Genomic DNA, 24163 nt, shown 5'->3' on the forward strand with positions numbered 1-24163 from the left:
TCGAACGGTGCCGGACGCGACCCATCGCACACGTGGCACCCGGATGGACATCTCTCGAGCGCACGCGCCCGGGTAGGTCAACCACTACCGACGCCACGGTGACCTCGGCCCATCGTCCGACAAGGGCTACAACGACCACCGACCCGCGCCTACCTGCGCAGACGAAGCATCCAAATGTCTCCGCGAACCGATGAAGCACAGGCGTCGGTTGCGGATCGACTGCGCGAGTCATGACTACGCCTACTCGCCGGGCGCGGTGCTCGCGCGTCGGCCGGCGAGTCGGGCGTCAAGGCCGTCGAGGAGGGCCTGGAGGCCGAGGGCGAAGGTGTCGTCCGGAGCCGTGGCGTAGCCGGCGGTGGGGGTTTCGAGGCGGGCGCGTAGCCGGGGGAATTGCGCTGCGATCTCGCGGGCTTCGGCCATGCTGTCGCGCATCAGCTGCTCGGCGTTGCCGTCGCCGCTGAGCTTCCTCGAGAGCGAGGCCGCCGCGGCCGGGCCGAGGGCGTTGCCGAGCACGAAGGTGAAGACGGTGGCGGCCGCTTGGTCGGCGAGCGCCCCGGTGAATCCGGCGGCCTCGTAGACGGCGAGGGTGTGGTCGTCGTAGCGGGCTTTGGCGGGGCCGAACATCAGGAAGGAGCCGAAGGCCTGCACCAGCCAGGGGTGGCGGGTGAGCATCGCATGCAGGCCATTGGCCGTCGCGGCGGCTGCGGTCCGCCAGCCGGTGGCGGTCAAGTCGGGCAGTGCGATCTCGCTCCATGCCTGGTCGGCGGCGAGGGCGATGAGATTGTCTTTGCTGTCGACGTGCCAGTAGACCGCGGTGGCCGCGGAGCCCAGCCGCTTGCCCAGAGCCCGCATGTTGAGGCCTTCCAGGCCTTCGGCGTCCAGCAGCTCGACGGCGGCCTGGACGATCTGTTCGCGGGTCAGCGTGTGGCGGGGCATGCGGCCACGGTAGGGCATCGGGCCGCGACTTGCACAAAGTTCAAAAATCCACTTGCACACTGTTCAAGTCTTGCTCTACCTTCGACTTGAACGCAGTGCAAGTCATGCAGCCGCGGGAGCGGAAGAGGGGGACAAGAAATGTCACAGGAGTCGCTGGCCGCCTTTGTCGAGGCGAAGGCAACGGAGTTCGGCATCCCCGGCGTTGCCGTCGGGGTGTGGGTGGACGGCCGGGAGGTCTTCGCGTGCCACGGCGTGACGAACCTGGAGAACCCGCTGCCGGTCACGCAGGACACGCTGTTCCGGCTGGGCTCGGTCACCAAGACTTACACGGCGACCGCGCTGATGCGCCTGGTCGAGGCCGGCCAGATCGAGCTGGACGCGCCGGTGCGCCGGTACGTTCCGGAGTTCGCACTCCCAGATGAGGAGGCCGCGGCCCGGATCACTGTGAGGAACCTGCTCAACCACACCGCGGGGCTCAACGTCCGGACGGCATCCGACACCGGCGACGGCGACGACGCGCTGGCCGCGCAGGTGGCGCAGCTCGCCGGGATTCCGCTGATCGCGCCGGTCGGCGCCCGCGCCTCCTATAGCCAGCTGGGCTACAACCTCGCCGGGCGGATCGTGGAAAAGGTCACTGGCCTGACCTATGAATGCGCCGTCGCCTCACTGCTCTTCGAACCGCTCGGGATGACCCACAGCTTCTTCGCCGGCGACGAGGTGATGACCCGGCGGTTCGCCGTCGGGCACAACGTCGGCGAGGACGGCGCCCTGGCCGTAGCGCGGCGGTGGAAGGACTCCCGCGGCAACAACCCCGGCGGGGGCATCGTCTCCTCGGTCGCGGACCAGCTCCGGTGGGCCCGGTTCCACCTCGGCGACGGCTGCTCGGAGAGTGGCGCCCGGGTGATGTCCGCCGAGACACTGCACCGCATGGCCGAGCCGACGGTCGAGCTGCGCTCCAGCTCGATGGGCGACGCCGTCGGCATCGGCTGGTTCCTGCGCGACGTGGACGGCGTTCGCGTCGTCGGGCACGGTGGTTCGGCGAACGGTCAGTTCGCGGAGCTGCTCACGGTGCCCGAGCGGGGCTTCGCCGTCGCCGTGGCCTCCAACGCGGGCCCGGACAGCGGGCCGGCCTGCAACCAGGCCATCGTCCGCTGGGCGCTCCAGCACTACCTGGGGGTTGCCGACCGGGATCCCCAGCCGCTCCCCTACGACCCCGCTCGGATCCGCGAGTTCGCCGGTGACTACGAGATCGACGCCATGATGCTCACCATCAGCATGGACGAGGCCGGGCCGAAGCTCGCCGTGCAGATCAAGCCGGAGCTCCGGGCGTCCGCGGGCACCGAGCTGCCGCCGGACCTGCCACCGGCCGACTTCGGGCTGTTGCCCGGCGGGGCCGACGACTACATCGTCACCGACGGCGGCCTGACGGGGCAGCGCGGCTTTTTCACCCGCGACGAGACCGGCACGGTCGTGGGAATCGACCTCGCCGGGCGGCTGTTCCAGCGTGTCCACCCGGCCTGACCAGTGCGCCGCACCCGCAGGGCCCTGTCTGACGCGACTGGTCAGGCAGGGCCTTCACCTCAACCTACGGATTGCTGGTCGGTCCACAGTGAGGTTTTCCAGCGGTGATCACTTCCATACTCCGTTGCGGACCAGGGCGGCGCGGGCGATGTCGCCGATCCGACTGGGACTGAGTGTGACGTACTGCAGGGTGCGCCATCGCTGCTTGAGCTCGGCGGCGGCACACTCTCCAAGGGCTCGCACATGCCGCAGCAACGTGTTGAACATGCGGGTGTCGCCGTGAAGTGCCTTTTCGGACTTGCCTCTTGGACGGCGGACGGGGATGCGGATGCCGATGCCCGCACCTATGTAGCCCTTGTCCGCCAGGGGCGGCAGACCTTCGGCCGCCGCCTTGTACAGCGCGGGCAGGGCATGGATACGCGCGGCGATGATGTCGGGGGTGGAACCGGGCTCCACGTCGAAGACCCACAGCGGGGTGCCGTCCGGGGCGGACAGGAACTGGACGTTGCCGCCGAACGCCTTGTGTTTCTGGCTGAACCACAGGTCGTTGCCGTTCTCACGGACGCCGGCAAGACGGTCGGATTCGATCAGTGTGCCGTCGAGAATGACGTGCGTCACGCCTTCTCGCTGACGCAGATGGCCCTGGCACCCCTCTGGCCGCGATCGACGAGGCACTACGCGCCGCAGTGCGCTGATGGGGCTGCAGGGCGCAGTGCGCTGATGGGGCTGCAGGGCATGGTGACGATCCGCCGGCTCGTAGCCAGGCGCGGGCGCCCGGTGACGAGTGCCCCTTCCTGCGCAACCGGCGCTGGTCCGCCCGCTCATGCGCCGGTCACGCCCGGATTTCTCCCGCCCTCCCAGGCGCACGCATATATACGCAGTAGTCCGGATGACTCCCTCGTACGACAGGACCCCGTCCCGCCGGTAGTGCCCGCCGCCCGCCTTCTGGGCGGCGGGCAGGGACTGCTGCCGACCGGACGCACGGCGAGCACAGCGAACCGTGGGGTGTGTCAACTTAACTGCTGGTCTTGGTTGTTGAGTGGTCAGCGGCTGCTTGGGCTCAGGCGGCCGTCGAAGGCGATCTGGAAGGCGTTCAGCGGTGCCTTCCAGCGCATGGTCCACCTGCGTCGGCCCTTGCCGGTTGGGTCCAGGCTCATCAGTGCGAGGTAGACGCATTTGGGGCCGGCCGATTCGGTCGGGAAGTGCCCGCGGGCCCGCACGGTCTTGCGGATGCGGGCGTTCACCGACTCGATTGCGTTCGTCGAGCAGATGACTTTGCAGATCCCCACGTCATAGGCAAGGAAGGGGACGAACTCCGCCCAGGCGTCTGACCACAGCTTCACGTCGGGCAGGCCCTTCAGTCCGTCGCACACCAGCATCAGCACGTCGTCCAGGCCGCGGTTCTTGAGCTCGGTGAACACCTGCAGCCAGTACTTGGCGCCTTCGCCGCCGTCGCCGGCCCAGATGCCGAGGATGTCCCGCTCGCCCTCCACCGTCACTGCCATGACCAGGTAGATCGGCCGGTTGGCGACCGGCTGGTCGCGGATCTTCACGTTGATGGCGTCCACGAACAGGACCGGGTAGACGCGGTCCAGCGGCCGACTCTGCCAGGCGGCCATGCCGTCCATGACCTGGTCGGAGATGGTGGAGATGGTCTGCTTGGACACCTCGGCCCCGTAGACCTCGGCCAGGTGGGCGGATATCTCGCCGTGCGTGAGGCCCTTCGCGGACAGCGACAGCACCATCTCGTCAACTCCGGTCAGCCGCCGCTGCCGCTTCTTGACGATCTGTGACTCGAACGTGCCCGAGGTGTCACGCGGGACTTTGACCTCGACCGGCCCGACGTCGGTCAGCACGGTCTTGGCCCGGCCCCCGTTGCGGGAGTTGCCGCTGCCACGGCCGACCGCATCGTGCTTGTCATGGCCGAGGTGATCGGTGATCTCACCTTCCAGGGCCGACTCCAGAACGCGCTTCGTCAGCTGCTGCAGCAGCCCGTCCTGCCCGGTCAGCTGCAGCCCCTCCGACCGGGCCCGCTCCACCAGCATCGCGACCAGCTGCTCATCGGACACAGGCGCAGGCCGTCCCAACAGGGCACTCTCGTCAGGCTCAACTGTCTCCAACTCCACGACGGTATCAGTCACTTGATGTCTCTCCTGTGATCGTCAGGATCCGCCGTTACATTTACACTCCCGCAGTGCTTCGTTACGTCGAGTGAACCAGCCTGGTGGTGGGCGTCTTCATGGTGTGAGGCTGGGGGAAGTGGAGCGGCTCCGCGGTGAGTTGTCGGATCTCGCCGCGGACGTGTTCGCTTCGGTGCCGCGGCGGGATCGAGGGCGGTGGGGTGAGTGTCATCTGCGGGCTCTGCCGCAAGCCCCGCAGTGATGCGTGAACCAGTCGCCGTGGGATCAGCTGCCGGTGCGGCGGCGGATCGCCCAGCGGCTGTGCCAGGCGATCAGCTCTGAGGTGTGGGTCGTCGATGATGTGTCGTTTCCCAAGTGCGGCACCGCGTCGGTCGGGGTCGCCCGTCAGTGCTGCGGAGCGGTCGGGGAACGGGCTGACTACCAGGTCGCGGTCAACGTCCGTGCCGCCACCGACGCGGCGTCGTGTCCGCTGGACTGGCATGTGCACCTGCCCCGGGAGTGGACGGACAATCCGGACCGCTGACGGAAAGCCCGAATCACTGACGTCTGCCTCTGGCGGCTCATGAGGGAGCGGTCGGTTCGCGGGGTGGTGGGACCGCCCTGAGCGATCCGGATCCGCGTCGCGGCCGCCGTCACGGAACATCAGGTCCTGCACCGCGTCCTCGAACCCCGAACGGTGTGGGGCGTCCGCTGGGCTGGCCCGTAGCGCAGGTCGGGGCCTCCTGGTACACACGCGGTCCCAGGAGGCGGTCGGCGACCGGTGAGCACCCCGCCGCGCGGCAGGTTCCGGCTCCCTCGGACAATGATCGTGACAGGCGTCATCGGTGGCTGGACGGGGGATGTGTTGACGACGAGTACGAGGCGGGCCGGGAGGAAGCGGTCGGGCGATCTGGAATACCCGCGGCGCCCGGTGCTGACCGCGTTGTCGGTTCCGGTTGCCGCGCTTCTGCTGCTCGTCGGTGGGGCATTGGGACCTCTGCACTGGATGCTGGTGCCCTCGATCGTGTTGTGCCTGGTCGGCATCGTCTGGCTGCTGGTCGCGGTGATGTCGCTGTCTCCGTCGGTCGTGCTGCGCAGGGTGGCCCTGGCGCTGGTGTTCGCGCCGATGATCACCACGCCGCTGTGCGCCATGCAGGCGTCCCAGGCCCTGGTCCTGCAGGCACGGGGCGTATCGCGGTCGGCCGTCATCACACGGATCGAGGTCCACCACGGGAAGTCGACCACATATGACTGCACGGTCCGCTACGACGGTGCTGCCACGCCGGCCACTGATGCCATCTCATGCGGTGAAGACGACCGGGTCGGCGACCGCGTCCAGGTGGTACGGGACCCTGGAGGGCTGGTCGATCCGGATTTCGACACTCAGGTGCGTGCCGCCCGGACCGATGTCGTGTTCGCGGTCGCGTCGGAGATCGCCTTGATGGTCTTCTCGGTCTCGGCCGTCGCAGTCGGCGCGGTCATCCGCACAGTCCGTCGTCGGCGTGCAGCCGTTGAGTAGCTGTCGCCGTCCCGATCTTCAGGTTCGTCGATCGAACGAGAGTCGCGCTGGGATGGCCGCGGGGTGCGCGGTGCGTACGAGCGAGGCCTCCTGAACAGCTCATTGGTGTCGAATCACCGAGCAGCGCCAGGAGGCCCTGGTCTCGGGGTGTTCTGTGTCGGGGGCCGGGCAGTCCAGTTCAGTCACGCGGGAGTGTGACTGCCTGGCTCACCGGTTCGGAAACGCTGCCGGCGACCCGGTGCGCGAGGGTCGGTACCGACCGACATGACCGCCGCGGAGTGGGCCGGCGTCGGACCGCTGCTACCGGCCAGCAGGACGGCGCGCCAGAAGGGCCTACGCCGGACGGTGAGTCGGCCGCGGGAAGGTCAACGTCGGTCAGCAGCAGGGGCCGGATGGCCTCTGCGCTCAGGGCATGGACTGCGACCAAGGCCACGACCAGCCATCCGAACGTCGAGGGCACGTCGGCGAACAGAGCCGGGAGCTTGTCGGGGACACCGGCGCGGCAAGCCCCGGTAGCCGGTCAAACCCAGGGCGCGGGGTCGTGAAAGACGATCGCTCCTGCTTCAGGGCACGAAACAGGCTGTGCAAGGCAAAGGCGAACCGGCGGCGCGAGTCGACAGCCCGTCTGCCGGCCGCTGCCGCCACGTCGGCGGCAGTGACCTCGCGCAGGCTGCTCACCCCAAGGTCCGCCCACCCGGCCAGGACGGGAAGGCGCGCGGCCGGGTAGCGGCAGATGCACTGGTAGGAGCGCCGGGTGGTTCCGCCGGCCCTGCCCGCGTAGGACGGCCACCCAGGCTCGCTCGGCATCCAGCCCGTCGAGGAAGTGGCGATGGTGGTCTCGGCCCAGGCCCCGCCCCGCTCTGGCCGCAGCTCCGGGGCAAGGAGTTCACGAGCCGCTACGCGTTGGCCGGTGGTGGGGTCGGTGAGGCGGTCGATGCGAAAGCTGCGCCAGTCGTCGCCTTCGGTCTAGCCGGGCTGCCCCTCTGCCCACGTTGCTCAGCCACCGGTGTGTCCCGCCCCCGCTCAGTCTGTCGGACGCGTCAGCAACTCGGCGAACCGCGTGCCCGCGATGGCGTCCGGGGCCGCGGTGACCGACGACCCGTCGTGGAACACCAGGTCGACGTGCGGCTCCGCCATGCCCTTCGCGCTTTTCGCGGTGGGGACGATCCGCACGGACGCGATCTCACCGGGGGCGTACTGAAGCAGCGGATACAGCGGCTCACGACTCTTGTACGCACGGCCGAGGAGCAGGACCCTGCGGTCCGTCGCCCCTACGACGAAGTCACTGCTGTAGTCGTCCAGTTGCTGCACCGCGAGGGTCAGCAGGACCAGCCTTGCGGCCGTGGTCGACCAGTCGGCGCGCCGGTCAACGGACAGGTGGTCGGTGATTTTGTCAGGTATGTACCACAGGGCATCGGCGACCGCGTCCGTGAGGATCTCTCCGGCGGTCTGGAACGGGTGCGCGGCCACGTACGCCCAGCCCGCCGCGCGGGCGAAGCCCGATTCCCCGGCCTGCTCGGCCGGCGCGGATACCGGTGGCGGCAGGCGGGGGATGAGCCGGTCCGGGGGTGTGGGGGCGCCGATCAGGTGGGCCTGGGCGGTGCCGAGGAGGGTTTCGCCGGGTGCGAGGAACGCCGAGACACCGGCCGCGTGCTCGGCGAGACGCTGCCCACGCAGCCGTTCGATGTCGTCGGTCGTCACGCCCAGCAGCCTGCGGATCATGCCCATGGTCACCAGCCTATCCGTCGAGGCCGCCACCGAAGTACGGGGCCGTGCTGGACCGGGCGTACATGTGGGGTCTCGGCCGGTGCGGCGAGAGGGCGGCCCGGACGTCGCGACGGGGCGAACGTTGCCATGCGCGGGCTGATTGCTCCGCTGGAGCGCAAGAACGGCTGGAGACTGGCCGAGCAGCAGGTCATGCCGCACCGGACCGCCTCCCCCGGGTGCTGAACCGCATCGCGAACTCGACGCCGACGCAGCAGAAACGGCTCCTCCCGGCTCATCCACCCCAGCCTCGCTGAGATCAGATGCCTGATCACGCCCGACTCACCAACCGCCGGCCCGCACCGCTCGACCACATCCTCATCTGGTCACACTGGCGCCGCAGACGCCAACACCGAGCCCGCAATCAGCCACTACGCACAACGCGGGCACAGCCCCTGTAACCGGCCGGCAATCAGCACAAGCACCCTTTGCAGTACCAGTGGGCCCGCGCGCCGTGTAGTGGCCCCGGTGAGCGCGATGAGTGGCCCGCAGGGTAGTGGGACAGGGCGCGATGGCCCGCGCCGATCGCCGGTCAGCTGGCGCATGGGCCGGTGGGACGCGGCTGCGCGAAGGCCGCGCATCAGGTTCGGGGCGTCCCGCGGGCGGGCTTCGCCGGATGCCGAGGGGACCGACGGCCGGGCTGGTGCCGAGGGCCGGGGCCCCCAGCACCGGGCCTCAGATGCGGAGTGTCCCGGGGAACGCGCCGTGGCCGACGCCCGGTGCAGTGAGAGCCAGCCAGCCATGGCCGCGTACGCTGGTATCCGGGCCGACCTCACCGGGGTCGACCGAGAGGTACCCGCAGGCGGACCGGGCACCCGTGGTGCCCGCGTTGGACGGAACTTCGTCGTACTCAGGGTCGAAGTCCGGGTCGTCGACCGCGAGAGTCTCCCACGGTAGCGGGTCGCCCTCCCATTCGGGGTCGCTTTCAGCGGCGTACTGACGGATCACCCGGCCGTTCTCGGCGACCAGCCACACGTCGGAGCCGCCGGCGTCGTCCAGGAAGAAGAACTGGGCTTGGCCGCAGTGGACGCTGACCCGCTCGACCGTCTCGATCATGCCGTCCCAGGGGTCACCGACCAGCAGGTCGAAGGGACCGAAGACCAGGCGCCAGCCGTCCAGCTCGGGGGTGACGAAGGCCCGCCCCACTGTGCGGCCAGTGCCGTCCTGCCCAGGTACCCGGATCTCCTGGCTCTCCGCCGCATGGACGCCGGCAGCGACCGTGATGGGACGCCGGTCGTACAGGTCCAGGGCCTCGAAGACACCCTCGTACGACGCCCCGGGCACGGCCATCCACCAGCCGCTGAGGGTCGACCCCGGCAGCCTCGGGGTCTCGTGCGGGATCTTCACCCTGATCAGCCGCTCGATCGCCGCACGGTCGAGGTCGTCGAGCGCGTCGGCGCCGCCGCCCGCCACCAGCGCCGCCATCGCGCCCCGCCGGGTCCTCGGGGACACGGCCGGGTCTCGGCGCAGCGAGCGCAGCCGCGGCCGGAAGGAATCGTGCAGCAGTCGGGCGTAGTCGGAAGCCTTGTAAGGGATGAGGCGGCCGCGGGCATAGCTTTCCACCAGGGCCCGCAGCCCGGCTTCGGAGTCCGTCCGCAGCCTGAGGAGCCCCTGGAAGCCGTTGCCCGACTTGCGGTAGTCCGGATCGGCCGCCAGGGCCGCGTACTGATCGGCGGAGCGCTCGTCGAACACACCGAGGAACCGCCCCGCCTGCCAGTCCGTCACTTCCTTCCGCCGCCAGGCCGACAGCACCGCGTCGAAGGCCGGCGGCCCGATGTACCGCAACGCCCGCATGGCCGGCTGGAGATCAGCAGTCCGTTGCACACCGGCCAGACTGTGCAACAGCGTCGAGACCACGGTGTCGGCCTGCCCAGCCAGCCGTGCGGCCGCCGCCTCCACGCACGCGGCGTCGTCGCTCTCCAGGTCTTCAAGCAAGGATTCGATCTTCATGAGGCAGCACAGTAGCCCCGGCCGCTGGCCGCGCCCTGCGGGGGCCGCACCGGACTTCTCGCCAGGAGCAGAGCACAGAGTTGGCCACGGGGGCCGACCTAGGGCGTGTTGTGAAAGTGGGGATTGGGGTCACAGCGTCCACGAAATTGTTGGGCGGCTATGGGTGTTGATCACGTCATGACTCAAGGACCAGCGCCTCGCCCACTGTCCGACGAAGCCCTCTCAAACCTGCTTAGCAAGCAGCGGTTCGGCACGCTCGCCACCGTCAAGCGCAGTGGCCACCCCCATATGACCACCATGCTGTACAGCTGGGACTCCAAGGCCCGCATTGTGCGGTTCTCGACGACGGCCGACCGCGTCAAGGCCGGGCACCTGCGGCGCGACCCGCATGCGGCGCTGCATGTGCAGGGCGGTGACGTGTGGTCGTTCGCCGTTGCCGAAGGCGAGGCCGAGGTCTCCGAGATCACGACGGTTCCTGGCGATGCGGTTGGTCGGGAACTGCTCGGGATGATCCCGCAGGCCGCGAAACCGGAGCATGAAGATGCGTTTTTGGAGCAGCTGGTTGCCGAGCGCCGAGTGGTCATCCGGTTGAAGGTGAACCGGCTGTACGGAACAGCGCTCGACATCAACGGCTAGGACGTATCGGGTCCGTGCTGGCCATAGCCACTCGTGGATGGCGGCGACCAGCACGGTCGCGTGATAGCGGACGGCGAGTCTGTCGTACCTCGTGGCGACTGCGCGGTGGCGATTCAGTCGGTTGATCCCGGCGGCCGAGCGCCACCTGCGACAGTGCGGTACCCGGCGCCAGCCGCCCATCGAGGATGCACTCCCGCAGGAAGGCGTGCAGCGGTCCGATCGACTGCCGGGTGGCGGGCAGGTTCAGCGGCTCGATGCCGTCGATGACCATGATCGGCTGGGGCATGTCCTCCAGTAGTCGATGCCCTCGGCCTGAGCGTAGGCGACCACGTCGGCCATGGTCCGCAGGTGCAGACCGGGACGGTCGGGGACCGCGCAGCCCCGCTCGGCCGGCAGGATGCGGATCTCACCGATGGCCCGGGTGATGGTGGAACGGTCGACGCCGAACAGCAGTCCCAGGGCAGAGTGCGGGAGGTCGTGCCGCAGGTGGATGAGAGTGGCCACCAGCCGGTCGCCGAAGACCGACTGATGCCGGGCACGGCTCCCGCAGCCCGCCTCCGCAGCCCTCCCCGGGCCTCGTGACCGCGACCCTCAACACCGGCCTGCCACGGTCGGGCCAACCCCTCCACCAGGCAGGCCAGATGACGCCGGGAGATGCCCGTGAAGAGCCGATGCACGAGAACCGCCGATCGATCGTGACCGTCGCAGCGGGATCATGCCACCGACCAGCAAGGATGCTTCACCCGCTATCACGCACCAAGTCGTTGGTCCTGCGGAGAAGGTACCGGGGCGTGCAGCTCGCCGGATGCCACCTCCAGGATCGCTTTTCCGGGGATCCGACGCCCGCGAAGCGCCTCGGCTGCCTCGTCGAAGCGGTCCCACGACCCTTGCCAGCCGATCTCGACGGTGAGGGCTCCCTCAGCAGCCAGCTCCGTGAGAATGGCCAGGTCCGCGCCGACGTCGCCTTCGATGACGAAGGAGGTCAGCGACTTGGCCGGGCCGACGGTCGCATACGGGGGAAAGACCGCCGGCTCCCCGGATGTCCAACCGACGCTCTGCACGCTGCCACCGGGAGCGAGCAGGTTCCATGCCGCGACCAGCTGGGGGCCGCCGACGCTGTCGATGACCACGTCGACCGGTCGCTGGAGTCCCTCCAGCCCGATCAGCACCTCGTCGGCGCCGGACTCGGCCAGCCCCTCGCCACGGGCGGTCGAGCCCACGGACGCGATCACGTGGGCACCGGCCCGCGCCGCCAGTTGGACGGCGAACCGGCCGACCCCGCCGGAGGCCCCGGTGACCAACACCCTCTTGTCCGGTCCGAGCCCGGCCGCCCGCAGCGAGCGCAGCGCCGCCACTCCGGCGACAGGCAGTGCCACCGCCTGAGCCAGGTCCAATCCCTTCGGCACCTCGGCAAGCACACCCACGTCGATCGCGGCGCGCTCGGCGAACGCCCCCGCGGTCAGGGCCACCACACGGGTGCCCACTGCCGGGCCGGTTCCGTCCGCTGCGGCCTGAATGACCACTCCGGCGGCGTCCGAACCAAGCACCACCCCCACAGGGATCCGCCCGGAGCGGGCATCGTTGAGGTCGCCATAGTTCAACGAGGCGTGGGAGACGTCCACCAGGACCTGGCCCGGACCGGGCACGGGGTCGGGCACCTCGGCGAGGCGGACGGCGGCGGATGCGGACGGATCGACGACGAGAGCACGAACAGACATATAGCCCCCTTGGCTTACGACTTGTAACAGCAGCCATCATCGATAACCTTGCTGCTCATCGGAAGGAGGCACTTTCATGTCACGCAGTCACACCCGTGTTACCGAAGCGCTGAGGGACGAAGCCTGCCCGGTCACCGAGGTGCTCGACCGTGTGGCGGGCAAGTGGAGCATCGGGATCCTGATCGCCGCCGCCCACGGCCCGGTCCGTTTCACCGAACTGGAACGTGCCATCAATGGCATCAGCCGACGCATGCTCACCCTCAACCTGCGCAGGCTGGAGCGGGACGGACTCCTCGTTCGCACCGTGTATCCGACCGTGCCGCCCAAGGTCGAGTACAGCCTCACGCCCATGGCCCAGGAGCTCCACGCTTCGCTGACCGGTCTGGTGAGTTGGGCCGAGCGGCATCGGTCCGCCATCGCCGAGGCCCGCGCCACCTACGACACCGCGGCGGAGCAGAGACCCGACACCGGCAGAACGGGACCCGGACCCGCTCAGGCTTCTGCGAGTCACCAGCAGGTGGCGGGGAGCTAAGGGCCCACCATCGACATCACGAGAGGTGCATGATCGCCCGGACAGTTCCTCATGACGGTTCCGACGATTACGCGCGTCTGGTCACCTCGACCACGCTCCCCAAGATCCCGGCCGCGCGCCGTACCGGGAAGATCCAACCCCTCAATCAGCGGAGCTCTTCGCACCGGGCACGCAGTCGCGTCAGCGAGTCCTCCGCATACTCCGTCAAGGCGACCGGGCACAGCAGGACGTCCAGCGGGATGTCCGGGCCGCCCAGCTCGCGGCGCTGTTCGTAGAGGGCGCGGCCGCCGGGGGTGGTGAGCGTGATGCCGAGGTCCGCGACGTCCGGGCCGGTGCTGTACGGGAGCGCATGGCCGTCGTGCGCGCAGGACGCCTCCGCGTAGTGCGGCAGCGTCTTCTCCAGCGCCGTGACGAGGTCCTCGACCAGTTCCACATTCTCTTCAAAGGCGACGTACCAGCTCAGCGCCACGACGACCAGCAGCTGCCCGGGGCGGGCCCCCTCGTCCGCGTGCCGCAGCTGCATCGCCTGGTAGGAGATCTCCTCGTAGACATCCGTACCCGCCTCCGGGTAGCCGTGCAGCAGTGCCGCCAGCGTGCCGATGGTCTCCTGGGCCCCCACGGGCAGGCGGGGCGGGATGTCCGTGGCCGAGCCCGGCTCGACGAGGTCCATGGCGATCCGCGCCAGACCGGCCACGTTGCGCGGGCAGCGCCACGCCTCGCGCGGGAAGTTCTCCTCCCAGTCGAGACTCTCGTCGGCGAGCCCGCGCAACTGCTCGGCGAGGTACTCGTCGTACCCCTCCTCGTGCTCCTGGTACGGGTGCGCCTCGTGCTCACACGCGTGGTCGCGCAGGGCGTCGTCCGCCGCCTTCAGTGCGGCCATGACCCCCGGCGCGGCGGCGTCGCCCTCGTCCCACGCGACGTAGGGGGCCATGAGCAGCAGACCGATCGTCCAGACATACGCCGACTCCCCGTCCGGTTCGGCGGCGAGCCGCGCCGCGCAGTCGAGGGCCGCCTGGTCGTATTCGTCGTTGAGGATGTTGTGGTAGTCCTCGCGTATCGCGTCCCAGGTGAGGGAGAGCTCGTCGACGGGCAGGTGATCATCCATGTGCATCAGGCGAGCCTAAGCGCTCCGCTGGAAGTTCAGTACGCCTCTTCGGGGCGCTGCCGAACCGCACCGGACTTCGCCAAGCCCGCTTGGCTGTGCCGTCTCATCCGGGCCGGACGTAACCCGGCGCCAACGCCCCTCCCCTACGCGGCGACCTCGTCGAGGAGCTGCAGGCCGTTGTTGCGGACGTTGTTGACGACTGTGGAGACCGGGCGAGCGTCCAGATGTCCGCCGGCGGGCCGGCCGGGGAGGGCTCGCAGTTCGTCGGGGTCTTGGTACGCGGGGCCGAGAAATGCTTCGTAGTGGTCCTCGGTGAGCGCGAGGGGCATGCGGGGGTGCACGGGGCCCGCTGCGTCGCTGGCCTCGATGGCCTCGATGGCCTCCATGGTGATGATCGTGCAGGTCATCATCCAGGCAGCCAGGTCGTCGTCCTGGGCGACGGCCGGGTCGCGCCAGTACTCGTACAGGCCTGCAAGGGCCATCACCTGGTCGTCCTCGGGGTGGATGAAGTACGGCCGCTTGCGGACCTTGCCCGTGGCCGGGTCCTTGCCGGGCTGCCATCCGTAGGGGCCGTCGGCCGGAAGCAGGCAGCGGCGTTTGACGAACGCGCGGCGGAAGGGCGGCTTCTCGTACACGGTCTCCACCCTGGCGCTGATCAGCCGTGCACCGATCTTCACGTCCTTCGCCCGGGACTGCACCAGGCCCCAGCGCAGCGGCCGCAGCTCCCGCCGGTCACATGACGCACCCGAAATACCATATTCGAACGCTTGCTCGACTTCTGGGCTATGGCGCGCCTCAAGAGACGCAGGTCGGGCAGGAGGTGCCGAGCGGATCGTAGCTCCGAAGGGGCGGGGGGAGGATCGGCCGCACGCCGCTGGTCGTCGCGGCACTGTCGTCGTCCCGCTCTTCGTCCTCGTCATTGTCCTGCTGCTCCGGGTCTTCCATGACCACCAGTGTTTCGCGTCCCTCCGACCGTGTGGGGGGACGCTCCCGCGCACCGCGTGAGCGTCAGGCGGGAATGGGGGCGGCCTGCCGGCCGGCTCGGCAGGTGGTGGAGTCGGAGGCGTCGGTGCGCCCGGATTCGGTCGAGCTTCGACGCTCTTACTGGACCGCCGACGTCTTTCGGGGTCCTTCGTGGCGGCGCAGGCGTTCGGTTCGGCTTCACATAGCTCGGAGCGGTCTCGACGACCTCCGGACCTGCTGTGCCCAGGGGTTGGGGGACACCGGCCGGGCACGTCAGGGCGTGGCCGAGGACACGCCGTGCGCACCGGATGCCTGGAAACACCATCTCGTCCGGCACGCGCTGCGTCACGATGGCCCTGGCGGCTGCTCTCGTTCGGCAACGAGCAGTACCAGATCCGCAGCATCGCGACCGGGCTGTGCCTGGATGTGGGCGCGTCGACCACTCCGCGTGATGTCACTCACCTCGCGCTGACACCCTGCAAGGCGACGGACAGTCAGCACTGGCTCCTGACGCCCCCGGCCGGCTCTGACCCCAGGAACAAGGCCCTCTCGTCCAACCTGTCCGACTCCTACACGGACCCCGTCGGGCTGGAGCACGTCCAGACCGGCCGGATGCTGGCCGGCGAACCCCGCGAGCTCGACGGCATGCGCGTGCGCGCCTACCCGCACCGCACCCAGCCCACGCCCAACAGGGAGAAGCGGATCCCCGAATGGGTCGACAACGTGCGGGTGCGGATACGCGACGCTACGACCGGCCTCTGCATCCAGACGGACCCCAATCTCCCCAGCGACGGGTTCCTCGGCATCGACCTGCGGGCCTGCAACGGCTCCCGCGGCCAGACCTGGCGCGTCCAGCCGGTCAGCGAGAATGCCTTCCGGCTCCGCAACGACCAGCCCGTCCTCGGCGACGATGCCTGGCCTCGGGGTCGAAGGTCGGGGCCGCTCAGGGGCGAGTCAGGAAACGACGGGGCTGTAGCCGTGTGCAAGACGAGTCAGCCTTCGGACTCGCGCTCTACCGCTTCTGGCAGTGGTGACGGTGCGACGTCGGTGAAGACAGGCATGCCGAGATCGACCAGCTTTGGTCGGGCATCGACGTGGGCTCCGTTTGGAGGAGTTTGGTCCTGAAGTGGCTGTTTTCTCCTTCAGGCTGGTGGGCGGGCCTCAATGATGTGCGGGGCGGCGGTCACGGTGTCGGCGAGCGTGCTGAGCACGGGGACTCCGTGCTGACTGACGACGTAGATCAGGTAGCGGTTGCGCTCGGGGTTGGGGCAGTCGGGTGGACATCCCAAGACGGCTGAGCTTCGGTCTCCCAGCCGACCTGGTCGTCGTAGTGCTCGGTGCGCTTGCGTCCGCGGGATTTTGGGGTGAGTACGGTCAACGGCTTGACGCCAGTCCAGTTGGCGGCCAGTGCCTCGATGGCGGCGGGCCGCCAGGATGCGACGCCGCTGCCGGCGCGGGGGCGCGATCTCCTGCTGCGGCGTCCATGGCAGCGCGAGCCGGTCGCCCGCACTGCGCGGCACGACTTGGATATGGAGGTGTTCCTCGACCCGGGCCCGGGTCCCGTCGGACACCCCCGAGCGGCCGTTGAGCACCTTCGACAACGTGGGGAGCGAGACGCCGGCGGACTCCGCGATGTATGCGATGGTCACCGACGCCGGCCCGCCGCTCTGCGCGGCCTGCTCGCCGTCCGGAGCCGCACCCTCGTTGTTGTGCGCCACGACTGCCTTTGCTCGGTTCCGGAGCGGGCCGCTCGCCTGCCATGCGGTGCACCCGCCTGCGCGCCGCCATTCTGGCATCGGAGCGCGCGCGGTAACGGCGGTCGGCCGCTCAAATCGGTCGCGGCGAGCAGGTCCGCGTCGAGACAGCTGTCGAGAGTGCCGACGCGGAAGAGTCCCGGCTGCCGAGCTCGGTTTGACGAGCCCGGCAGCCGGGACGACAGGGGGTGGTGAGCGGTCAGTCGGCCCAAGCGGCTATGGACGTACCGGACCGGTAGATGTGGTAAGTGACCTTGGCGCCGCTGTAGAAATAGAAGGTGATGTTCACCCGGGAGTTGTCCCGCACCGAGCTGAGGAACGCGTTGGTGAGGGTGATGGTGTTGCCCGAGTAGTCGGGAGTGAAGGAGGTGTTGAACTCCTGGAACGCCGTCCAGCTGGCGGGACCCGCGTTGCCGCCGTCCTCGTAGTGCGCCTCCATGGTGGCGAGCTGGTCACCGCGGAACTGGGTGGGAATGGTCAGGGAGTTGATGTTCGCCGAGTTGCCGGACAGCTGCGGGGTGTCGTACGTCGCCACATGGATCTTCCAGCGCAGACCCGCGGAGAACCGTGCCTCGATCGTGGCGTTGTCGCCGTAGGAACGGTTGCCGACCAGCCGGGTCAGGGCCGCCGACTTCAGGGTGAGCTGGTCGCTGGAGACCGTGTAGTCCGAGCCCTCGGAGAGCTTGCTGTCACCCTGCCAAAGTCCTTGGAACGACAGGCCGTTGAGGTTGAGGGTGAGCGACTGGTCGTTGATGGAACCGGACTTGGGGACGAAGATCCGGTCGAAGGACGTCGAGCCGGAGCGGGTGGTCCAGCTCGACTTCATCAGGTCGAACAGCTCCTGGTCCCGCCACTGCAGGGTCGAGCGGTTCAGGAAGGCGAACGGGTCCCACAGGGCCGTGACCACACCGGCCTGGCGTGCCGCGTAGCCCACGTGCTCGAAGTACTTCAGGGCCTCGCCCCGCTCGATGCGGTCCGGGTGGTTCTGGTCGGGCCAGCTGAGCAGGCCGTACTCGCCGAGGTAGACGGGGATGCCCTTGGCGACGAACGTGTCGTGCATCCGGGCGAAGGCGTCGTTCAGATCCTTCTGGGCGTTGTCGTCGTAGCGGGTGCCGTTCGCGATGTTCACGCTGAACGGGTAGTAGCTGTAGTAGTGCACGGTGGCGACCACGTTGGGGTCGTGGAGCTTGCTGATCGTGGCGGACAGGTCGTCCATGAGCGAGTGGGACGGAGTGCAGCCCTGCGTCGGCAGTACGAGCAGACGCTGCCCGTTCTGCCCGCCCGAGGAACGGACGATCCTCTGGAACGAGACGTTCAGCTCGTCGAGGGCCTGGGTCTTCTGCTGCGCCGTGGCGTTGTCGAACTGCGGCTCGTTGACGCTCTCGAAGAGCAGGGTGCGCGGCTCGTCCTTGAAGGTCGAAGCGATCTGTGTCCAGGACGAGTTGAAGCGGGCCAGCACGTTGTCGTGGTCGGCGGGCATCTTGCTGATCCACTGCCACGAGTCGTGGTGAACATTGATCACCACGTACAGGCCGTCGGACAGCGCCCAGTCGACGACCTGCTTCACACGGCTCATGAAGGCGGAGTCGATCGTGTACGGCGCGCTGGACGACTGGTGGTCGGTCCACGTCACCGGGATGCGGACGCTGCGGAAACCCTGCGCGCGGATGGTGTCGAAGAGCTGCTTCGTGGCGGGCGGGTTGCCCCAGGACGTCTCGTCCGGGATGGCGTCCAGGCTGTTGCCGAGGTTCCAGCTGGGCTGCATCTCGGCTAGGGCGTGTTGCGAAAGTCCCGTCGTCCGCCCGGAGGGCGGGCCGAGCGGCGTCCGGTGCGTGCTCTGGGGGTCCCCCCGGCCGCGGAGGCTGGGGGAGTGCCGGGCGGAAGCCCTCGTACTGGTTGTACGTGGGTTTTCGCCCGGTGCGGCGAGAGTGCGTGCCAGGCGTCGGGCGGCAGACGGGACTTTCGCAACACGCCCTAGGGCGTCCGCGGCCCTGGCCGGGACCTTCAGCGTCTGGGGGCTGCTCCGGCGGCGGGCGCGGTCAGCGCGGTGCCCAGGAACAGGACGACGGTGGAGACCAGGGCGAACAGCGTGCTCGCCAGATGTCTGGGTGCGCTGCCGCGGTGGAGCGCGGCTCGGTGCGACTCGGTCATGTCCCTTGTATCCCTGTCGGTTTCGGGATGGTTGTGGGGGGTGCACCGCCTGCGGGACGTGCGTACAGGCGGACATCAACTGCGGGGTGAGGACCCGGCTCGGACGGTTGCCCTTCCGAGTGTCGAAGCGCTTCACCTAAGGAGGGAAGTTTACGAGATGTTTCCGCCGAAACAAGTGGTTGAACACAAAAAAACTTTCGTTGGCCCGAGTCCCATGAGTTCTGCCCTGCCGCCGCTCGACATGGACCGACTGCCGTTCCGCGACTCTGCGCTGGCTCTGTCGAAGCGCATCGACAACATGCCTGGGACGAGGACCTCGTGCACGCGCGCTCCCCGGTCGCGTGCCGCCCCCGGGGAGGGCATGGGGATGCCCTGGGCTGATGTGTTGGTTGTCATGTGGCTGAAGTTCGTGACCGGAGGTGCGACGCTTGTAGTGGCAGCGCATGGCGGTGGCCTGGTGGCGGCGGCCCGGGCAGGACAGCCGGCACCGTCCGCTGACCCGGATGAGCGGATCCGGCAGCTGGAGACCCGGGTGGCCGAGCTTGAGGCGAGCGAGCGGAAGCTGGCCACCGAGCGGGACATCCTGCGCAAGGCGGCCAAGTATTTCGCCGGCGAGACGAACTGGTGAACCGCTTCCAGTTCGTCCATGATCACCGGGACACCTCGGCGTGAAGCGGTTGCGCCAGGTGCTGGGCGTGAACCGTTCCAGCTCCTACAAGTGGCAGGGCGGGGCCGACGCGCGGACCGCACGGCAGGCCGCCGACCGGCCCTGGCCGAACGGATCCGCGCCGTCCACGCCGACTCCGGCGGCGCCTACGGCTCTCCGCGGATCACCGCCGAGCTTCGCGCCGACGGCCGGAAGATCAACGAGAGAACGGGTGGCTCGCGTGATGCGCAAGTTCTCCATCCAGGGCATACGCCTGTGCGGACGGGTCCGCACCACGATCTCCGAGCCGTCGGCGACACCGGTCCCGGACCTGTTCCAGCGGGACTTCACCGCCCCGGTGCCCGGGGTCACGTACATGGGTGACATCACCTGTCTCCCCACCGGAGACGGCCAGTCCCTCTGTCTGGCCACGGTCCTGGACTGCTTCAGCCGCCGGGTGGTCGGCTGGTCCATCGCCGGACGCATGCGCACCGAACTCGTCGCCGACGCCCTGCGAATGGCAGCCGCCACCCGCGGCGGTCTGGACGGCACGGTCTTCCACTCCGATCACGGCACCCAGTACACATCACGTGAATTCGCCGATCTGTGCGGTGAGTTGGGCGTCACCCAGTCCATGGGCGCGGTCGGCACCTCCGCCGACAACGCCGCCTGCGAGAGCTTGCATGCCGAACTCAAACGGAAGACACCACGCGGCGCCCACCACTACCCGGGCGCGGAACTCCTCCGACGCACCGTCTTCCGGTGACTCACCCGCTACAAGACCCGCCGCAGGCACTCCGCCAACGGACACCTCAGCCCCGTGGCCTACGAAAACCAGCACCAGCAGGAGTCCGGTAAGGTCACGCTGGCCACATGATCACCCGAACGCGTGTCCACTTCCTCGAGGGAAGGCCCTTGCACACTTCTGCAAGGTGGTGTGCATGACAGAGACGACGTGCTCGATCATGCAAGCCTGCGCCTGCCTGGGCGCCATCGCACGCGAGGGCAGCGCCATCCGGGAACCGGTCGCCAGCACCGACCACGGGCGGACCGTCGCCATACTGGTCAGCCCCGCCGACTCCCTGGGACTGCAGGGGCTGCGCGCCCTGGCCGCCCACCGGAACCGCCGGGCCCGCAGCGAAGACGCCGGCGTCTCCCATGACGAGACGTACCGGCACGTCTTCGGCGGAACTGGGCATTGACCTACGAAGTCATCTGCGAGCCGAGACCCTCACCCAGGCGGAGAAGTTCGCAGAAGGCGACCCCGACAGGGTACGTCGGGTGTTCACCCCCGTCGACCGCCACGCCGACTGCGCGTTCGGCAGCGCCGACCTGCTTCGCATCCACATCGACCGCTACCGCGTGATGTACGCGATCAGCGACCAGCAGAACCGCGTCAGCATCATCCGCCTCGGACGCGTGCGCCGAGCAACCGCATCAGATGCTCCACCAGCTCACCCGCCGGCCATCAGTGTCGATCAGTCGGTGTGGGTCACATCTCGTTGTACGCGCACGGTACATCTGCCTAGCCTTCGGGAGTCCGCCCCGGGTGGCCTCAGCCGCCGGATCGCCGAGTCCTGCGGGGACGGGGCCCTGGTCCCCACCACACACTCCCCTCGCAGGCGCCGTTGAGGAAGCTCCACCATGCGCCACTCCATATCTCCTGCCCGCCTCGGCGTGGTCGGCGCAGCCGCCGCGCTGCTGCTCCTGCCGTTCGCCACTCAGGCCTCCGCCGCCACCTCCGTCACCCAGGACAAGCTGACCCCGACCGCGATGACCGCGGGCGTCGCCGGCTCGGCCCAGCTGACCGTGCACTCCTCCAGCTGCTTCACGGCCAAGACGCTTGGTGTCGGCGTCCGTGACGCTTCCGGCAAGAATATGGATTTCCCGGGCAATGCCTCAAATGTCCGCATATGTCCGAGCGGCGTGCACTTCACCAGCGCCCCGCGCACGCTGCCGGCCGGCACGTACACGATCTTCGGCTTCTGGCAGAAATCGGGCGGGGCCTGGCAGAACCTGCCGTCCCGCAAGCTGACGGTGAGCAACGCCTCGTCCACCACGCCCTCGTCCGCCACGACCACGCCCTCGTCCGACAGCGGCGGCTCACCCATATCCGGCCAGTCCCTGGTCTGGTCGGACGACTTCTCCGGCGGCATCGCCTGGAACTCGAAGTGGGTCGGCGACAAGAGCACGTCCTACCGGTACGGCGACCACAACCCGGACGACAACAAACTCGACTGGCTGGACCCGAGCGCCGTCACGACCTCGAACGGCGTCGCGACTTTCACCGCCAAGCCCTCCTCGCACACTCTGGAGAACGGCAAGAAGGCGTGGACCACCGGCCTGCTCACCACCGAGGGCTCCAGCGAGGGCTTCCGGGTGAAGTCCGGAGACTACGCCGAGACCCGGGTCAAGCTGCCCTCCGGGACCGGAGCCTGGCCGGCCCTGTGGACCTGGAAGGACGGCAACAGTGAGATCGACTCCTTCGAGTACCACACCGACAACCCGAACCTGCTGGAGCTGACCAACCACGTCACCTCCGGCTCCGACTACCACACCGACCCCGGCGCGGTCACCCCCGACCAGTGGGTCACCATCGGCACCCACTACGGCGCCGACTCGGTGGACTGGTACGTCAACGGCAAGAAGGTCTACTCCGACGGCCACGGCGTGGGGGGCAACTTCTCCGCGTACCTGATCCTCAACCTGTCGATCAGCGCCGGCCAATACCACCCCGCGCCCACCGACTCGACGCCGATCACCATGCAGGCGGACTACGTGAAGGTGTACCGCTGATCAGCAACCGACGGACAGCGCGAACGGTTCTCCCTGCGCGAGCCTGACACCGACTGCGCGTGACAACCTTGCGGCCAGGGCGAGAAGGTCCGTCACCTCTTCCTGACGGCCGTCACTTCGGGGCCGTCCGGTGTCGAGAGTCCTCATCGCCCCTGCGAGGGGGCACAACCGCCAGACCCGGTGGGCCAGGATGCAGGAGAGGACGTCCTCATCGATCCGTCGGAGGGTCACATGGGGACAAGGCCCAGGCGGCCGGTGTCCGCGTCGATCGCCACGGCCTCGACGTGCCCCCGAGTTCGGGCTCCGATAGCTCTTCTCCTCCTTGGCCCGGTGAGGGTGGGTCTGTGGCTATCGGTGTGGCTGGTCTGGCCGAGCGCGTCGCGCCCGGCCGCGACTGATCACCGGTTGATCACCCGAAGGTCTGGTCCCACCAGTCCTTGATGTCGTTCCACCGGTCCACGAACCACTGGCCCACCTGATCAAGCCACTTCCCGATGTCGGCGACCAGGTCGTCGAAGAAGGACACCACCTTGGCCCAGATCTGGTTGGTGAGGAAGTCGCTGGCTGCTTTGAACGCGGCGACGATCTGTGCCCGCCAGTCGGGATGTTGCCGGCCGAGTTCCTTGAGCTTGTCTACGGAATCGTTCTGCGTGTCATCGAACTGGTTTTTGTTGTCGTTGGCTTGGTTGTCGAGGGCGTCGTCGAAGTCGTCCTGGGACATGTCGCCGTCGGCGTAGGACTTCGCCTTCGGGGGAACGTTGGTCTGGTTCTGATTGACCTGGTCCTGGTTGGGAGCCTTGAAGTCCCCGTGGAGAACGGCTTTGACCTCGTCGGGGGTGTTCTTGAGGCGGACCGTGGTGCACAGCTCAGGGAGCGTGAACCCGGGCGGATCTGCCTGCTTCGAGTCGATCTCGATCAGCCGCGTCCGGTTGCGCTCTCCCGGCGAGCCGACGTCGGCGTAGCCCGCCCCGTAACACGGGTCAGCTCATGGATTTCGCAGCGACACGCGGTCGGCATGGGGTGAGCAGGCGTCAGCAGATCATCCAGAAGGGCTAATAGTCATTCAATCTGCCTTTTCCTCCGGTCACTTCACACCCCAGCCAAGGAACAGCTGGGACCACACATACCCCGATCGGCCCCCTACCTCGAGCCTCCCGATATGACCGATATGACAGCCATGAGTACGTTTGATCGCAGCCGGCTGACGAGTCGGCATCTCCGAGAGACAAGACGGGAGAAGCGACATGAAACTCGCTCGTTCCACCATGGTGACCGCCACTGCCGGAGCCGCCGCGGCACTCGCCGTGACCGGCATCACCTACGCCTCGGCAGCCTCCGCCCCCGCGCCTCAGCAGGCCCCGGTCGCAGCCGCCTCGGCCGCCCCCTCGGCCGCCCCCTCCGGCACCACTTCCGGCAAGGGCAACGAAGGGCAGGGCAAGGGCAACGAAGGCCGGCGCCGGGAGGAAGGCCGGATCCTGATCAACGAGCGGTCCTACTCCGCTCACCCGGGTGACTGCATCACGGTCGTCAGCGGCCTCGGCGCCAAGACCCTCAATGTCCGCAACGACAGCCACCGGCGCGTGGAGGTCTTCCGCGGTGCGGTCTGCGACAACGGAGCCCCCGTCGCCACCGTCGGCGCGCACAGCTCCAGCTTCGGCGTCGACCACCTCCACACCAAGGCCATCCACGTCGAGGACGGCGTCGTGGCCAGCTTCCGCGTGATCTGCGACGACGAAGACGGCCGAGACGGCGGCCGAGACGGGGACAACGGCGGCGGGGACGACTGATCCAAACCGACCCTGCAATATGGGGCCCCGGCCTGCCGGAATCGGGCCGGGGACACCATTCCCCACCATTGTCCGACAACCAATGCGTCATGCACGCACCACCAGGCCCGGACACCAGGCGTCACACCCTGGTGCCCAGGCCGGCGTCCTCTCGCCCACTCGCCGATCCACCTGGGGATTTCCGCCCCGAGGGCGCCCAGCGAACACCTCTGCCCCCGGCCTCGCCAGTGGCTCCTCCCCCGGCGTTTCCCAACCGCCGAACGAG

General features: G+C 68.6%; 20 protein-coding genes and 4 pseudogenes. 10 read left to right on the forward strand and 14 right to left on the reverse strand.

The genetic code is table 11. From position 1 onward, the window contains the following. Positions 1-240: 240 nt before the first annotated feature. On the reverse strand, positions 241-936 hold the full coding sequence (locus tag IE277_RS29365) for a TetR/AcrR family transcriptional regulator C-terminal domain-containing protein (protein WP_189956724.1): 696 nt from the start codon (positions 934-936) through the stop codon (positions 241-243). A 138-nt stretch (positions 937-1074) separates the two neighbouring features. Here IE277_RS29365 and IE277_RS29370 point away from each other — a divergent pair, with 138 nt between their 5' ends. Further along, entirely contained in the window at positions 1075-2457 is a 1383-nt protein-coding gene (locus IE277_RS29370; RefSeq protein WP_189956725.1) for a serine hydrolase domain-containing protein, read from the forward strand. Positions 2458-2565: 108 nt separating this feature from the next. Here the strand turns inward: IE277_RS29370 and IE277_RS29375 are convergent, their stop codons facing one another. Together IE277_RS29375 and IE277_RS29380 are read right to left on the reverse strand one after the other, a co-directional pair. After that, positions 2566-3075 carry a transposase family protein gene (locus IE277_RS29375; RefSeq protein ID WP_189956726.1) on the reverse strand — a complete coding sequence of 170 codons (510 nt, stop codon included), beginning with the start codon at positions 3073-3075 and terminating at the stop codon, positions 2566-2568. A gap of 425 nt (positions 3076-3500) precedes the next feature. Further along, a complete protein-coding gene (locus IE277_RS29380; protein WP_229882054.1) occupies positions 3501-4502 on the reverse strand; it encodes an IS256 family transposase in 1002 nt (333 codons plus the stop codon). 199 nt (positions 4503-4701) lie between these two features. Between IE277_RS29380 and IE277_RS29385 the strand changes: the two are divergent. Both IE277_RS29385 and IE277_RS29390 read left to right on the forward strand, forming a co-directional pair. After that, a pseudogene (locus IE277_RS29385) lies at positions 4702-5118 on the forward strand (transposase); the annotation flags it as partial. Positions 5119-5400: 282 nt separating this feature from the next. Further along, positions 5401-6096 (forward strand): hypothetical protein, encoded by a 696-nt coding sequence (locus IE277_RS29390; protein WP_189956728.1) that lies wholly within the window; start codon positions 5401-5403, stop codon positions 6094-6096. A 1023-nt stretch (positions 6097-7119) separates the two neighbouring features. Here the strand turns inward: IE277_RS29390 and IE277_RS29395 are convergent. Together IE277_RS29395 and IE277_RS29400 are read right to left on the reverse strand one after the other, a co-directional pair. Beyond that, complete coding sequence (locus IE277_RS29395; RefSeq protein ID WP_189956729.1) at positions 7120-7824, reverse strand: hypothetical protein; 705 nt, start codon at positions 7822-7824, stop codon at positions 7120-7122. A gap of 711 nt (positions 7825-8535) precedes the next feature. Further along, positions 8536-9810, reverse strand: a complete 1275-nt coding sequence (locus IE277_RS29400; protein WP_189956730.1) for a hypothetical protein — start codon at positions 9808-9810, stop codon at positions 8536-8538. A 177-nt stretch (positions 9811-9987) separates the two neighbouring features. On the opposite strand from IE277_RS29400, the gene IE277_RS29405 reads away from it, so the two are divergent. Then, positions 9988-10446 (forward strand): PPOX class F420-dependent oxidoreductase, encoded by a 459-nt coding sequence (locus IE277_RS29405; RefSeq protein ID WP_189956731.1) that lies wholly within the window; start codon positions 9988-9990, stop codon positions 10444-10446. A 297-nt stretch (positions 10447-10743) separates the two neighbouring features. Here IE277_RS29405 and IE277_RS29410 read toward each other — a convergent pair. After that, positions 10744-11123: pseudogene (locus IE277_RS29410) on the reverse strand (helix-turn-helix domain-containing protein); the annotation flags it as partial. Positions 11124-11195: 72 nt separating this feature from the next. Beyond that, the gene (locus IE277_RS29415) at positions 11196-12164 is read right to left on the reverse strand and encodes a zinc-binding dehydrogenase (RefSeq protein WP_189956732.1); all 969 of its coding nucleotides are present in this window, start codon (positions 12162-12164) and stop codon (positions 11196-11198) included. A 76-nt stretch (positions 12165-12240) separates the two neighbouring features. Between IE277_RS29415 and IE277_RS29420 the strand changes: the two genes are divergently transcribed. Next, positions 12241-12696, forward strand: a complete 456-nt coding sequence (locus IE277_RS29420) for a winged helix-turn-helix transcriptional regulator (RefSeq protein ID WP_189956733.1) — start codon at positions 12241-12243, stop codon at positions 12694-12696. A gap of 145 nt (positions 12697-12841) precedes the next feature. Here IE277_RS29420 and IE277_RS29425 read toward each other — a convergent pair whose 3' ends face one another. From IE277_RS29425 to IE277_RS47660, 3 genes and pseudogenes are all read right to left on the reverse strand, one after another. Beyond that, positions 12842-13807, reverse strand: a complete 966-nt coding sequence (locus IE277_RS29425; RefSeq protein ID WP_189956734.1) for a hypothetical protein — start codon at positions 13805-13807, stop codon at positions 12842-12844. Between the two features lie 137 nt (positions 13808-13944). Next, positions 13945-14532 (reverse strand): annotated as a pseudogene (locus IE277_RS29430) (SOS response-associated peptidase); the annotation flags it as partial. Positions 14533-14596: 64 nt separating this feature from the next. After that, positions 14597-14746 carry a hypothetical protein gene (locus IE277_RS47660; RefSeq protein ID WP_229882056.1) on the reverse strand — a complete coding sequence of 50 codons (150 nt, stop codon included), beginning with the start codon at positions 14744-14746 and terminating at the stop codon, positions 14597-14599. 315 nt (positions 14747-15061) lie between these two features. Between IE277_RS47660 and IE277_RS29435 the strand changes: the two genes are divergently transcribed. Continuing rightward, the gene (locus tag IE277_RS29435) at positions 15062-15889 is read left to right on the forward strand and encodes an RICIN domain-containing protein (protein ID WP_189956736.1); all 828 of its coding nucleotides are present in this window, start codon (positions 15062-15064) and stop codon (positions 15887-15889) included. Positions 15890-15906: 17 nt separating this feature from the next. Here IE277_RS29435 and IE277_RS49685 read toward each other — a convergent pair whose 3' ends face one another. From IE277_RS49685 to IE277_RS47670, 3 genes are all read right to left on the reverse strand, one after another. Further along, entirely contained in the window at positions 15907-16482 is a 576-nt protein-coding gene (locus IE277_RS49685) for a LacI family DNA-binding transcriptional regulator (protein ID WP_373310914.1), read from the reverse strand. Between the two features lie 235 nt (positions 16483-16717). After that, positions 16718-18283 carry a cellulase family glycosylhydrolase gene (locus tag IE277_RS29445; protein ID WP_268252667.1) on the reverse strand — a complete coding sequence of 522 codons (1566 nt, stop codon included), beginning with the start codon at positions 18281-18283 and terminating at the stop codon, positions 16718-16720. A gap of 239 nt (positions 18284-18522) precedes the next feature. Next, positions 18523-18669, reverse strand: a complete 147-nt coding sequence (locus IE277_RS47670) for a hypothetical protein (protein ID WP_229882057.1) — start codon at positions 18667-18669, stop codon at positions 18523-18525. A gap of 538 nt (positions 18670-19207) precedes the next feature. On the opposite strand from IE277_RS47670, the pseudogene IE277_RS50125 reads away from it, so the two are divergent. The 3 genes and pseudogenes from IE277_RS50125 to IE277_RS29465 form a co-directional block, all read left to right on the forward strand. Next, a pseudogene (locus IE277_RS50125) lies at positions 19208-20192 on the forward strand (IS3 family transposase); the annotation flags it as partial. Positions 20193-20256: 64 nt separating this feature from the next. After that, positions 20257-20517 (forward strand): type II toxin-antitoxin system prevent-host-death family antitoxin, encoded by a 261-nt coding sequence (locus IE277_RS29460; protein WP_189956739.1) that lies wholly within the window; start codon positions 20257-20259, stop codon positions 20515-20517. A 442-nt stretch (positions 20518-20959) separates the two neighbouring features. Then, positions 20960-22111 (forward strand): glycoside hydrolase family 16 protein, encoded by a 1152-nt coding sequence (locus IE277_RS29465; RefSeq protein ID WP_189956740.1) that lies wholly within the window; start codon positions 20960-20962, stop codon positions 22109-22111. A 409-nt stretch (positions 22112-22520) separates the two neighbouring features. On the opposite strand, the gene IE277_RS29470 is transcribed toward IE277_RS29465, so the two are convergent. Beyond that, complete coding sequence (locus tag IE277_RS29470; RefSeq protein WP_189956741.1) at positions 22521-22832, reverse strand: hypothetical protein; 312 nt, start codon at positions 22830-22832, stop codon at positions 22521-22523. A 523-nt stretch (positions 22833-23355) separates the two neighbouring features. On the opposite strand from IE277_RS29470, the gene IE277_RS29475 reads away from it, so the two are divergent. After that, a complete protein-coding gene (locus IE277_RS29475; protein ID WP_229882042.1) occupies positions 23356-23898 on the forward strand; it encodes a hypothetical protein in 543 nt (180 codons plus the stop codon). The last annotated feature ends 265 nt before the right edge of the window (positions 23899-24163 follow it).

Origin of the sequence: Streptomyces alanosinicus (assembly GCF_014650595.1) — a bacterium.
GTDB classification, from domain to species: domain Bacteria; phylum Actinomycetota; class Actinomycetes; order Streptomycetales; family Streptomycetaceae; genus Streptomyces; species Streptomyces alanosinicus.